The 12058-nt window shown below is 48.7% G+C and carries 12 protein-coding genes; 5 read left to right on the forward strand and 7 right to left on the reverse strand.

Annotated elements, in window-relative coordinates; translation table 11 throughout:
• Nucleotides 1-28 precede the first annotated feature (28 nt).
• Both BN6628_RS13520 and BN6628_RS13525 read left to right on the forward strand, forming a co-directional pair.
• A complete protein-coding gene (locus tag BN6628_RS13520; RefSeq protein ID WP_068618229.1) occupies nucleotides 29-715 on the forward strand; it encodes a response regulator transcription factor in 687 nt (228 codons plus the stop codon).
• A gap of 2 nt (nucleotides 716-717) precedes the next feature.
• Nucleotides 718-2049, forward strand: a complete 1332-nt coding sequence (locus BN6628_RS13525; RefSeq protein WP_068618231.1) for a sensor histidine kinase — start codon at nucleotides 718-720, stop codon at nucleotides 2047-2049.
• Nucleotides 2050-2350: 301 nt separating this feature from the next.
• Here the strand turns inward: BN6628_RS13525 and BN6628_RS13530 are convergent, their stop codons facing one another.
• Nucleotides 2351-4387, reverse strand: coding sequence for a LuxR C-terminal-related transcriptional regulator (locus tag BN6628_RS13530; RefSeq protein ID WP_068618233.1), 2037 nt, complete (start codon nucleotides 4385-4387; stop codon nucleotides 2351-2353).
• A gap of 115 nt (nucleotides 4388-4502) precedes the next feature.
• Here BN6628_RS13530 and ilvB point away from each other — a divergent pair, with 115 nt between their 5' ends.
• Nucleotides 4503-6251: a biosynthetic-type acetolactate synthase large subunit gene (gene ilvB, locus BN6628_RS13535; protein ID WP_068618235.1), complete on the forward strand. Its 1749-nt coding sequence runs from the start codon at nucleotides 4503-4505 to the stop codon at nucleotides 6249-6251.
• A 52-nt stretch (nucleotides 6252-6303) separates the two neighbouring features.
• Here the strand turns inward: ilvB and BN6628_RS13540 are convergent, their stop codons facing one another.
• Nucleotides 6304-7431, reverse strand: coding sequence for a low temperature requirement protein A (locus BN6628_RS13540; protein WP_068618237.1), 1128 nt, complete (start codon nucleotides 7429-7431; stop codon nucleotides 6304-6306).
• A 3-nt stretch (nucleotides 7432-7434) separates the two neighbouring features.
• Nucleotides 7435-8034 (reverse strand): short chain dehydrogenase, encoded by a 600-nt coding sequence (locus BN6628_RS13545; RefSeq protein ID WP_068618239.1) that lies wholly within the window; start codon nucleotides 8032-8034, stop codon nucleotides 7435-7437.
• Nucleotides 8035-8206: 172 nt separating this feature from the next.
• On the opposite strand from BN6628_RS13545, the gene BN6628_RS26135 reads away from it, so the two are divergent.
• Nucleotides 8207-8377 (forward strand): hypothetical protein, encoded by a 171-nt coding sequence (locus tag BN6628_RS26135; RefSeq protein WP_187386135.1) that lies wholly within the window; start codon nucleotides 8207-8209, stop codon nucleotides 8375-8377.
• Nucleotides 8378-8575: 198 nt separating this feature from the next.
• Here BN6628_RS26135 and BN6628_RS13550 read toward each other — a convergent pair whose 3' ends face one another.
• Both BN6628_RS13550 and BN6628_RS13555 read right to left on the reverse strand, forming a co-directional pair.
• Nucleotides 8576-9061, reverse strand: coding sequence for a tetratricopeptide repeat protein (locus tag BN6628_RS13550; RefSeq protein WP_068618241.1), 486 nt, complete (start codon nucleotides 9059-9061; stop codon nucleotides 8576-8578).
• Nucleotides 9062-9266: 205 nt separating this feature from the next.
• Nucleotides 9267-10004, reverse strand: a complete 738-nt coding sequence (locus BN6628_RS13555) for an SDR family oxidoreductase (protein WP_068618243.1) — start codon at nucleotides 10002-10004, stop codon at nucleotides 9267-9269.
• Nucleotides 10005-10160: 156 nt separating this feature from the next.
• On the opposite strand from BN6628_RS13555, the gene BN6628_RS13560 reads away from it, so the two are divergent.
• Nucleotides 10161-11096 carry an AraC family transcriptional regulator gene (locus BN6628_RS13560; RefSeq protein ID WP_068618245.1) on the forward strand — a complete coding sequence of 312 codons (936 nt, stop codon included), beginning with the start codon at nucleotides 10161-10163 and terminating at the stop codon, nucleotides 11094-11096.
• A 136-nt stretch (nucleotides 11097-11232) separates the two neighbouring features.
• Here the strand turns inward: BN6628_RS13560 and BN6628_RS13565 are convergent, their stop codons facing one another.
• Both BN6628_RS13565 and BN6628_RS13570 read right to left on the reverse strand, forming a co-directional pair.
• Nucleotides 11233-11550 (reverse strand): thioredoxin family protein, encoded by a 318-nt coding sequence (locus tag BN6628_RS13565; RefSeq protein WP_068618247.1) that lies wholly within the window; start codon nucleotides 11548-11550, stop codon nucleotides 11233-11235.
• Entirely contained in the window at nucleotides 11547-11924 is a 378-nt protein-coding gene (locus BN6628_RS13570; protein ID WP_068618249.1) for a MerR family transcriptional regulator, read from the reverse strand. The genes BN6628_RS13565 and BN6628_RS13570 overlap by 4 nt, the downstream gene beginning before the upstream one ends.
• Nucleotides 11925-12058: the final 134 nt, after the last annotated feature.

Raw genomic sequence — 12058 nt, forward strand, 5'->3', positions numbered from 1 at the left:
TACACTGAAAGGCAGAGGTGGGATATACATGAATTTGGCAAATACGATACTTGTAGTCGATGATGACCAGAGTATTGTCGAACTATTAAAAGACTTTTTGGAAAATGAGCATTTTCGCGTGATTACAGCTTGCGACACCACTCAAGCCTTGTCCCTGTTTCAGCAGAATACGATCCACTGCATTGTCCTTGATATCATGATGCCGGGACAGGATGGTTTTGAACTGTGCCGCAGGATTCGGGCAGAGAGCAGCGTTCCTATTCTGTTCTTAAGTGCGCGCAGCGATGATGTGGACAAAATTCGGGGGCTTACCATTGGCGGGGATGATTATATCGTCAAAACAGCCTCTCCCGGGGAAATCGTTGCTAGAGTAAAGGCTGTACTACGCCGCTCCCCTACCCAGCAGCCTATGGACGGCAGGGTGATCGACTATGGACGCATCAAAATAAACCTTTCTACAAGAGAGGTTCTGGTAGACGGAGCACTCGTAGCCCTAACCCCAAGGGAATATGACCTGCTCCGGTTGTTTGCAGAACACCCACGGCATGTTTTTACATATGAACAATTGCTCGCTAAATTCTGGGATGGGATTGGCGATAGACACACGATCAGGGTTCATCTCAGCCGGCTGCGGGAGAAGATCGAATCCGATCCGAATCAGCCGCAATATTTAATCAATATCTGGGGCATTGGCTATCGCTTTGATGGAGGATAATGATGAGAACTCTCCGCATTCGTTCCTTTATGATACTGTGCTTAGTAGTTATACTTTTCCTGCCGTGGATTTTCTTCGTTACAGCTCACTTTATGGAAACAAACACAATAAACTTCACCAAAAACTCGCCGCGAGACGAGAAGCTCCAAAGACAATTGACGGACATTATTCATCAGATCGAAGTGAGATCAGATCAATGGATGGATTCCAAGTGGCAAAGCCAACTGCATAAAGAGCTGCAGCTGGCGAGAATGGATGCGGTTATTCTTACTGCATCAGATGAGGAGATATATTCCTCTAACCCGGACCGCAAGAGTGCATCACTGTCAACCGAACGGTTCTCCATCCTGGAGGATGGCCACATCATCGGCAAGGTCATCCTATACCTTCCAAATGTGGATTCCAGACAGGTTCAGGTCATTTCAGCGTTTCTAGGACTGCTGCTGGCCTTCCTGATTATTGGTATTGGCATGCGGAGGCTTCTGCTTAAGCCTCTGGAGAAGATGAGTCTGGGGGCTAGACAAATTGCCGTGGGAGATTGGAGTGTGCAGTTACCGCTATCCAGGATCACCGAAATCAAGGAAGTACGGGATGGGTATGAAGTCATGGTGAACGGGCTTCAACAGGCTTATCAGAAGCAAACCGAATTAGAAGCAGAACGCAAATTCGTCATTGCAGCTGTTGCACATGATTTGAGGACTCCGTTATTCGCTTTACGAGGATATTTGGATGGCCTGGAGCAAGGGATTGCTCAATCACCGGACAAAATAGCAAAGTATGTGGCGGTTTGTAAGGAGAAATCAACGCAATTGGACCGGCTTGTAGAGGAGCTTTTTACTTTCACAAAAATGGAGTATTTGGAGACCAAACTAAACAGCACCGCCGTTGATTTAAGTCTTATTCTCAGAAAATCAATGGACAGCCTAGGCCCGCTGGCTCAGCACAAGAACATCCCGGTCTCGATTCACTCTGCGGGTGACTGTACCATTAACGGTGACGCCCACTTGGTAGAGCGTGCGATGAACAATCTTTTGGATAATGCCGTCAGACATACACCTGCTCACGGTAAAATAACAATTGAGTGTTCTCAAGATGGGGACCATGTAAAGTTTTCGATACGTGATTCTGGGCCGGGGTTCTCTTCAGAAGAGCTGGAGCGGGTGTTTGAACCTTTATATCGTGGTGAGGTATCGAGAAACCGGTCAACCGGAGGCAGCGGATTAGGATTAACGATTTCCCAAAAAATCATTCGTCGTCACGGGGGTGAACTCACCGCACATAATCATCCAGACGGTGGAGCACTCTTAACTGGTTGGTTTCCTGTGAACGGTTAGGACTTAGCTTCCTGCCCCTTGTTCTAACCGGCACAGTCTATTACAGATCAAAAAGCATGATATCCCAATACCAGATCACTATTTATAAAAGTGAGCCTAGATTGCAAGCTGAGAAAATACTGAAACAGTAAAAACAAAAGATGAAACCATGTAAACCTATAAAAGAGAAACCCGCCATCTCGGTTCGGGTTTCTCCTTTTAAGTTATTGGAATCCTATAGGCTGTTATAATCTGGACGAGCACCCTCTGTGATCCTAGATATTCACACTGCTGCAAAGGAGCCCCTTCTAATCTTTACGGGTCAGACGCGGTCTACCCGCAATTTCAGCAGCTCGGCTGCAAGCTGCGTCCGGTTCTTCAGGCCTGTCTTTTGCAGCATGGCGTTTAAATGCTTTTTGACAGCCGCTTCGCTAACAAACAAAGAGCTGGCAATTTCCTTATTCGTAAATCCTCGGGCAATTTGTTCAGCGACTTCAAGCTCCCTGGGAGTCAACCGGCTTAGCAGAGACTCTTCCACTTGATGCTGAGGCATACGATAGTGTTGCTGGGCAGAGCCATTTCCTGCCCTAAAGCGTGCTACCTTTTTTAAAAATGCCTCCAACTTCCTCCCACGGGTATCCAATTGGTAAGCCGCAGCGTGAATGCCAGTCCTGTAGATATATGGCTTCTCTATGCCGATTACGGGTTCAAAGCCCATACTGATATGAGAATTCTGGAAAAAGGGCAGTGCTGGAGGGCAAGCGGCAAGACATGTCCCCGATAAAACATGCTCCATGATCAGATTAACACTGTCCGAACGCAAATCACGGCTTTCCGGATCCAGAACGTCCACGGCAAAGACAAACTTGAATGACTCGTTGCCCCGAAGGATGTGCTCCTCCGGCAGCAAACGGAAAAACGGGGCCGACAGCGGGTTTCGCAGTAAATAGGCTAGTGTGTCGGCTCGGACAGACGGCATCACCGCCAGCCCGAGAACATCGCCGTCCGGCCCCCGCAGCAGGCGGAATGAATCAAGTCCAAATGCGGCCACTTCGGCCGAATCCCATCCCGATAGCCGCAGCAGGCTCTCTTCTGCTGTCAACTTATAATGGAACCACTCATCGTTGTCCGGATTTGCGCATACGATTCTCGCCGTCTTGGCTGTTACCTTCCGCCGTTCGATATATTTCTCCATCTCCGGCAGGGTCTTCTCCGTCACCGGCTCCCAATAATTCGCGGAGCTGCGATTGTACCGGAAATGCGCACGCAGGATCGGATGGCCCGAATGGCTGATCAATTCATATATATCCGGGGCTGCACTCGTCCCCTCTGCTAATTTCAAATGAATCCGATCGTTAAGAACCACTGCCAGCCGATCAAGATACAGGGTGAACGTATCCGGCTGCCGTTCACGGAAAGTCTGCCGGGCAGCATCCCTGACAAGGTCATGCAGCTGCCAGCCTCTCGCAGAGCTACAGACAAAAGAAAGCTTGATCAAACGTTCGAATACTCCGTCCGGCAGCTCTGCCTCCATCATTCGCTGCAGCATCTCAAGATCGAAGCTTCGGGGAATAGATGCCGCATATACCAAGGATCGGAGTATTTCGTCAGGCACCTCCTCAAGCCAATACTGCAGAAGCTCCGCGAGTGTTTCCCGCTTATGGCTGTCGCGGAATTGACCGCCCCCCGCGCTAACAGCGAGCAGCGATAAAGAAAGCGGATGTCCTGATGAGAGCAGCCACAGCTGATCAATTAACGACTCGTCCGTAACCCCCTGCTGACGGAGATAGGCTCTTGCCTCCTCATACTGCAATTCGGCCAGTGGAAGAGAGATGATCAGTCTTCTCCATATGGGAGACAGCTTCCAAGGGCCGCCGAGGGGGTATCTCCCTGCAATAACGATCAGCAGGTCGGACCGGAGACCGGGAAGAAAAGTTTCACGGAGCCATGGATCCATGCTTCCGGCTTCCTCGTATTGATCCAGTGCCAGTACTACCTTTTTCCCCTCTGTACTGCGATTAAGCTGCTCCAGAACGTGACCAGCAAGATCGGTCCCCCTTGGGCTTTTCCCATTGTCCCAGCCAAGCTTGGACGCCAAGTCCTCCATAAAAAGACTCGGGTTGCCCATATAATCCCGCATGTCCATCAGCATAAACCTAGCCCCTGATGTCCCAGCCAGATGGCCAAAACGCGCGAGCAGCGTTGTTTTGCCAATGCCGCCCGTACCATACACATTTAATATGCGTGCCGTTCCTTCACTCCGGGCTTCCAGCATCCTGCCAAAATACTGGCACTCAAATACTCTTCCCGTGAATTCCTCGGCCCCAAGCCTGATCATTACATCTCTTATCGTCTCCATGTTGGGTTCGCTCCCGGTTAAATTCTTAGCCAAAAGTATACTATCAAAGTAACAGTATGGATAGTACTCCCTCCCGTTCTTACATGTTACCGTGATAACGAAGGGGTGAGTGTCCATGAATCCAATGGATCGTGAACGACTGTTAAAGAAAGACCGAATCAGTGGGTCGGAGATCCTGCTGCGGACCTTGCTACTGGAAGGGGTTGAGTGCGTTTTCGGTTATCCCGGGGGTGCGGTGCTCTATATTTATGATGCGATGTATGGAAATCCGGATTTCAAGCATATTCTGACCCGGCATGAGCAAGGAGCCATCCACGCCGCAGACGGATACGCCCGATCCACCGGTAAAACAGGTGTATGCCTAGCCACATCAGGACCAGGTGCGACCAATCTGATCACCGGTATTGCAACCGCACATATGGACAGTGTTCCACTGGTCATTATAACCGGCAATGTGGCTACGCCGCTGCTCGGCACCGACGCATTCCAAGAGGCCGATATCGTCGGTATGACCCTCCCGGTAACCAAACACAGTTATATGGTTCGGACGGCAGATGAACTGCCGCGGGTCCTCCGTGAAGCTTTTTATTTGGCAAATTCGGGGCGTAAAGGGCCTGTACTGGTTGACATTCCGAAAGATGTGTCCGCTGAGGTGGCCGAATTTAAATATCCGGAGGAAATTTCTATAAGGGGCTACAGGCCGGTTCCTGCCTTCCGGCCGGATCAAGTCGCCAGGCTGGCCGAAGCCTTGCGGACGGCCAAGAAACCGCTCTTCTTGGCAGGAGCAGGTGTTATCCATGCAGGAGCTGAACAGGCGCTCGCGGAACTGGCCCGGCACATGGGTATCCCCGTCACGACAACGCTATTGGGAATCGGGGGATTTCCTTCCAAAGACCCTCTTTCGCTTGGGATGGCAGGCATGCATGGAACTTATGCCGCCAACCGGGCGTTGTTGGAGTGCGACCTGCTTGTCGCAGTCGGTTCGCGCTTTGATGACCGGGTGACCATGAAGCTTGAAGGTTTCGCGCCGCAGGCGGTCATTGCCCATGTCGACATTGATCCCGCCGAGGTAGGCAAGCTGGTGTCTTCCACCATCCCGGTTACCGGGGATGCCTGCATGGTGCTTCGTGCCTTATTTGATGAGCTGCGGGCAGATTCGGGTGCAGACAGTCCCACTTCTTCCAGCCCTACCGCATCATGGATCGCTGATCTGAACCGGATAAAAATGCTCCATCCTCTCCACTACCGGGCGGATGGGCAGGTGCTCAAGCCTCAATATGTGATCGAAATGATTGCTGCAACCACCCAAGGCGAAGCCATTGTTACGACGGACGTCGGACAGCATCAGATGTGGACCGCGCAGTTTGGCCGGTTTAACCATCCCCGCACCCTGATTACTTCAGGGGGGCTTGGTACAATGGGATTCGGATTTCCCGCTGCCATCGGCGCTCAAATCGGCAATCCCGGACGAACCGTCATATCAATCAATGGTGACGGTGGGATGCAGATGTGCGCACAAGAGCTGGCCGTGTGCTCCATCCATCAAATCCCAGTGAAGATAGTTGTGATCAACAATCGCACTTTAGGCATGATCAAGCAATGGCAGGAGCTTGTCTACGAGGGACGACACAGCCATATCGATTTGTCGGGCAGCCCGGATTTTGTCAAACTCGCGGAGGCGTATGGCATAACAGGACTGAGAGCTCAGACCCCGGAGGAAGCACAGCGGGTATGGCAGATAGCCCTGGAGACAAAAGGGCCTGTTTTAATTGATTTTGTTGTTGATAAAGATGAGCTTGTGTACCCTATGGTCCCGCAAGGGATGGCACTAAGCGATATGATCACGGGGGATATTGACCCTTGATTCCCCCCAAATTAGACAACCTTCAAATCGGCTATGAGGAAGATCTCCCCCCTTAAGATGTCAACTTCGCATACACGATAAAAAACAATGCCAGTTCCCCAATAATGATGTAATTAGGCAGTGGGAATAACAAATCAACTACAAAAAATACGGCCAGTAATCCCAAAAATAACACCAAGTGATAGAACTTCAACCGCTCCTCCGCATGTCTGTATCTGTGGAAGACCAATGAGGTTGACAGAAAATAAATCAATACCGAGCCAAAAATGAACACTAACTTAAATGACTCATTTAATTGGTTCAAGAATAACAGCTTGATCGAAGCCGCAATCATACACATGGATAGATAAATAAACAAATGGCCGTAAATAATAGTCTGCCCTGCGGTTTCAATCTCCTTGTTCACCTTCTTCTCTACATTATCGAAATACTGCCACCAGATCGCAATGATTAAGATAAAGGTTATTGTGGCGAACAGAATCGATTCCCAGGTCATGATACCCGATTGCAGAACACTAAGAATGCTGATTACGGATTCACCAAGAAGAATAAGCGTAAACAGCGAGAACCTCTCTAACAAATGATGTGTTTGGGTCGGTGTTTTCCGCAAGTATTGCCGGCCGATGATCGGCAGCAGGATGTCTATGGCAATTCCCGCATATAGAAGGACATAACGGACCCACGAATCAAAAAATAAGGATAACGATGATACCACAAGTCCTATCCAAAACCGGCTTCCCAGATAACGGGCGGTGACCCTCCGGTCTGCCTCTTCTCTTTTATGTACCGAGAGATACTGAATGGCTGTCATAGCCCTTAAGCCGATGTATCCTATGAAGAATGGGATATAGTACTGATCGAAATCCACCGACAGGCTCGCTGTCATAATCAGCACAAAAAATAGCTGCAGGATCAAAAAGATCCGGTGCGAAAAAATATCCTTCCCAAACCGGTTAACAAAGAGGGATTGTCCCACCCAAGCCCACCAGATCGGCACAAAAATGAGCACAAATTTGCTTAAGTATTCTATTGGAACTACGCCGGCTTCCACATGTATCAAGACATGTGCCGCTTTGGATACAGCGGCAGCAAAGAGCAGATCGTAAAACAGCTCCAGCCAGGTAACCTTCTTCTCAGCGAGGGGGTTGCGATGTGGAAATCCCAAATGTTGTTGTTTCATCCGTTAGTACACCGTATAGGTCTGCCCTGTTTGAGCACCCTCAACACTTCGCTGGAAGGCAAGCGCTGCTCTCCGCGCCGGTATGGGTTCAAAACCTGGGAAGTATGGGCCATAAGTGTCCATCGATTCCTCCAGTACATTCGGGCTTACATTATTGATGCGGATTCCTCTTGGCATTTCAATGGCGGCCGACTGCACAAAGGCCTTGATCGCCCCTCCGGCCATTGCCGATGAGACGCCTCCAATAATTGGGCTATCCATAATAATACCGGTAGTCAGCGTGAAACTGCCCTGATCCCGAACATAGTCGAGTCCAAGCAGCACCAGGTTCATCTGACCCTTAAGTTTGCCGGAGATGGTGATTTCATTCAACTCGGGCGTTAATTCCTTAAGCGGACCGAAATAAGCCTGACCGGCAGTGCAAACTACTGCATCTACCATGCCGGACGTTTTATACATATTTACGATGCTCTCCGGATCAGACATATCCACGGTAATGTCCGCCCCTTTCCGTCCAGCAGTAATGATCTCATGCCGCTTTCCCAACTCGTTGTGAACGGCGGTTCCCAAAGTTCCTGAAGCACCCACCAGTAGAATTTTCATATTTAAAACCTCCTTTAATCTAGGTTGCTATAAAGCAATATTAAAATAATACACACATCTTAGACACAAATAAACTACTTGACATCTAAGTAACGGTTATATGGGCCTTAACATACACGTGTTATATTAGAATCGTCTATGTACATCTTGCAAACACCTCGGAGGGAATCTTATGTATCAGCGCATGAATCAGAATTTTACAGAAATCAACCGCATTGGGGCTGACCTGAGAGGAGCTAGCTTGGAGGGAATTGACTTCAAATCATTTTCAGTTACGGGTGTGAAAATGGACAGCGGACAGTGTGTGCTGTTGACCCGCTCTTATGGAGCTAAGGTAGTGTAGAGCCGCGTGCCCCTTACCTCTTAGCAGATTCTAGGCAGGGGGCTGCGCCCCCTTACGATTTGGTAAACATCCACGTTGCGATTATACGAGACCGGCTAAAAAGAATCGGAGATCATAAGCGAATTTGCACCCGTCACGGTCATCCTCAAATGCATGACTTTATCCTTCATCGCCTCAGGCACCCCCGGCGTCTCGCCGTTACTCCCAAACTTCATCTAGTTTATCCGAATAGAATTCAATTGCATTTTTATAACCTAAAATCTTCGTATCCTTTGTCGTTTCGATTAAACATTTTAACAACATCTCCATTGCTTTACTATGCTCGTTCAAGTTATAAAGCGTCATGGAGTAAAAGGTTTGGATCGCTCTATTATGTGGGAAGGCTTCGATCCCCTTTAGAAATACCCTTTTTGACTCCTCATATTTCCCTAAAGTCCTATAAGTGCTTCCTAACCCTATTAAAGCTCCTTCTAATTCTCCCGGAGACAATCCTAAGCGGATGGCATTTTCGTAAAAAGGTACTGCTTTTGCTTCCTCTCCTAATAGGTCAAAACTCCAGGCACATTGATAGTTAATAGACGCATGATCGGGGAATTCCTGAACCAGCTTCATAAGAATTTCGTTCGATTCTAAGTAATTCTTACTCTTTCGTAAATCAACTGCTCTATTCAGCTCTTTTTCCATTGTTGCAACCTCCAATATCTTACTGTTTTGTATGTAAGTAAATATCGAACAACATATTCGTTCTTAGGGAATATATCAATAATTCGGACAGGTATCAAATTTCAACAATTCCTATAATAGGATCTGAAACAGAAAAAAGCCGCGAAGATCGCAGCTTCTCTTAGTTATCAACCTAAGCTTTAATTTTGAGATAAAGGTTGCTCCATCAATTGAACCCGCCGTTTACGCGAATCGTCTGCCCTGTAATCCACCGGGCCTTGCCGCTGACAAGCAGTTCAATGACATTTGCGATGTCCTCCGGTTCACCGAGGCGTCCAAACGCATTCATGCGGCGGTAAGAGTCAACTAACTCCTCTGACTTCCCATTTAGAAATAGATCGGTAGCGACTTGGCCTGGTGCAATGCAATTAATGACGATGTTTCTCGGGCCAAATTCCTTCGCTAATTGACGGGTCAACTGCTCGACTGCCCCCTTAGTTGCAGCATAAATGCTGTATGTAGGGAGCATCGCCCCAGCCACAGAGGTAGAGAAATTTATAATTGTTCCGCCTTCGGCCATGTGCTGCATGGCCTGTTGACATGCAAAATAAGTCCCTTTAACGTTGACCGCGAAGTTCCGGTCAAAGTCTTCTTCTGTCACATCCGCAATGGCTCTACCTTCCATAATGCCGGCATTATTAATCAGAATGTCCACACGTCCGAACCGCTCCAGTGTTTCAGAGAATAATGCTTCCACCTCACTCACTTTACTAACGTCTGCACGGATTGCAATCGCTTCGCCGCCAGACTGCTCAATCGTCTTAACGACCTCATCCGCTTTAGTTGCGTTTGAGGAATAATTGACAACAACCTTCACTCCGGATTGTGCCAGTTGGACCGCAATCTGCTGTCCGATCCCCCGTGATGCCCCGGTTACAATAGCTACTTGCTCATTTATACTCATACTCATTCTCTCCTTTGTTTATGTTTACGAATTTATTATAGTAATTGAGTGTACTTGACCGTTAGAACATCCCTGTTCGATCCTTGCCTAATTCTCTTCACTCTCGCTATTATAAGAAATATACGAACATACTCTTCCTGAAGGGAGTCCGCAACCATGGATACCGTAAATAATTCACTGCACATGGAGCAAGCGCTGCAGCAATTAACACTCCTGATCCGTCAGCACGCTCCGTCCAGCGGTACATATCAGACAGCTGTGCCTTCTCTGAGTTTAATGCATGCCACAGATTCATCGGAACCGATGGAATCTGTATATAAGCCATCCATTTGTGTCGTGGCACAAGGGGCGAAGACGGCCGCACTGGCTGGCGAAGTTTATAGGTACGATCCTTCCACCTATTTGGTCACTTCCGTCGAACTCCCGATTATCGGCCGAATTATTGAAGCATCACCTGAGATTCCGTATTTGAGCCTGAAATTGTGCTTCGACACCGATGTGATCCTGGACATCTTCAAAGAGATGCAGCATTCCGGTTCCATTCCTCCGGAATCCGGCCGGGGTATAACCGTTAACGAGACATCTCCCGCATTGTTGGAAGCTGTAATCCGGCTGATGCGGATGCTCAGTACACCGGAAGATATTCCGGTCCTTGCCCCGCTTCTCATCCGGGAAATCCTGTACCGGGTGCTTCAAAGCGAGCATGGTGCTCTTATCCATCAATTTGCGATCGCTGGCAGTCATGCGCACAGTATCTCTCAAGCCATCCAGTACATAAACCAGCAGTACGACCGCCCGATGATCATCGAAAAGTTGGCGAAATCCGTGAACCTGAGCACGTCGGCCTTTCATAAACACTTCAAGCGTGTCACGATGATGAGCCCGCTGCAATACCAAAAAACGGTACGTCTACAGGAGGCCCGGCGTTTAATGCTGACCGAAAGCATGCAAGCTTCAGACGCGGCCTTCCACGTAGGCTATGAGAGCCCGTCACAATTCAGCCGGGAATATGCCCGTATGTACGGACGGCCTCCAATGCTGGATGTTCAACAGCTTCGTGGTTCTGTTGCAGATGCCAATATGCCTGGCTGATGTGCTCAGCATCCCAGGGACTGACGCCATATTCATCCCGCTGCCAGAAGGCACATAGTACTTCCCTTACCAAAAAAAAACGGGCAACCCGCTAAGGCTGCCCGTTATATATATAATTGGGTTATTTCATACCTAATTATAGATACCGCTCAATCAGTGATTCATACACATTCTTTGGCCGTAAACCAACAAGCTTGTCGACAGGCTCCCCGTTATGGAACACAATAACCGTTGGCATGGACATAATTCCATACTCAGCAGCAACCGCCGGTGATTCATCACAATCCACTTTTAACACGGTTAACCGCTCACCATAGTCCCCTGCCAATTCATCAAGAATCGGAAGCAAAACCTTGCACGGCGGGCACCATACTGCACCAAACTCAACAAGCGTTACCCCCTGCTCCCTCACCTTACCCTCAAAAGTTCTTTCATCTACAGCTAATATACTCATCGTTCTTCCTCCTGTCCATCCATTTGTCGTTCGTCCAGGATCGAGCGTATGCGCTCCTCGAGATTCGACCTGATATTCTTCAGCAAATGAATCTGGTCATCAATCTCGGCAAGCTTCTGCTGATAGACCGGCAGTACTTCCCGGCAAAACGCCTCTTTATTCTTCAGTACGCACTGCAGGAAACCGGCGATCTCTTCCGTAGACAAGCCGAGACCCAAATAAAACTGGATGGTACGAACCTGTTCCTCCGCGAGTGGCGAATAGTCTCTGTAACCATTCTCTTGGCGGCTGGGAACAAGCAGGCCCTGCTGCTCATAATAGCGCAGCGAGCGGATGCTCACTCCAGTTAACGCAGACAGTTCCCCTATTTTCATCAAAGTCGCTCCCTTCCTGGACGATACAAACTCATTATAAACCCTGACATTAGTGTGAGGGTCAATAGCTTTTTATGAGTAGTTGTACAAAAGACATATGTATAGTTCTATTCTCCCTACGCTACTTTTTACCA

The sequence above is a fragment of the Paenibacillus tuaregi genome (genome assembly GCF_900086655.1).
GTDB lineage: Bacteria > Bacillota > Bacilli > Paenibacillales > Paenibacillaceae > Fontibacillus > Fontibacillus tuaregi.

What these genes read in the sequence shown, in the direction of transcription:
- BN6628_RS13540 (WP_068618237.1), bottom strand. Translation starts at nt 7,431, where the DNA reads ATGAAACAACAACATTTGGGATTTCCACATCGCAACCCCCTCGCTGAG.
- BN6628_RS13565 (WP_068618247.1), bottom strand. Translation starts at nt 11,550, where the DNA reads ATGAGTATATTAGCTGTAGATGAAAGAACTTTTGAGGGTAAGGTGAGG.
- BN6628_RS13545 (WP_068618239.1), bottom strand. Translation starts at nt 8,034, where the DNA reads ATGAAAATTCTACTGGTGGGTGCTTCAGGAACTTTGGGAACCGCCGTT.
- BN6628_RS13550 (WP_068618241.1), bottom strand. Translation starts at nt 9,061, where the DNA reads ATGGAAAAAGAGCTGAATAGAGCAGTTGATTTACGAAAGAGTAAGAAT.
- BN6628_RS13570 (WP_068618249.1), bottom strand. Translation starts at nt 11,924, where the DNA reads ATGAAAATAGGGGAACTGTCTGCGTTAACTGGAGTGAGCATCCGCTCG.
- BN6628_RS13555 (WP_068618243.1), bottom strand. Translation starts at nt 10,004, where the DNA reads ATGAGTATAAATGAGCAAGTAGCTATTGTAACCGGGGCATCACGGGGG.
- BN6628_RS13530 (WP_068618233.1), bottom strand. Translation starts at nt 4,387, where the DNA reads ATGGAGACGATAAGAGATGTAATGATCAGGCTTGGGGCCGAGGAATTC.
- BN6628_RS26135 (WP_187386135.1), top strand. Translation starts at nt 8,207, where the DNA reads ATGTATCAGCGCATGAATCAGAATTTTACAGAAATCAACCGCATTGGG.
- BN6628_RS13525 (WP_068618231.1), top strand. Translation starts at nt 718, where the DNA reads ATGAGAACTCTCCGCATTCGTTCCTTTATGATACTGTGCTTAGTAGTT.
- ilvB (WP_068618235.1), top strand. Translation starts at nt 4,503, where the DNA reads ATGAATCCAATGGATCGTGAACGACTGTTAAAGAAAGACCGAATCAGT.
- BN6628_RS13520 (WP_068618229.1), top strand. Translation starts at nt 29, where the DNA reads ATGAATTTGGCAAATACGATACTTGTAGTCGATGATGACCAGAGTATT.
- BN6628_RS13560 (WP_068618245.1), top strand. Translation starts at nt 10,161, where the DNA reads ATGGATACCGTAAATAATTCACTGCACATGGAGCAAGCGCTGCAGCAA.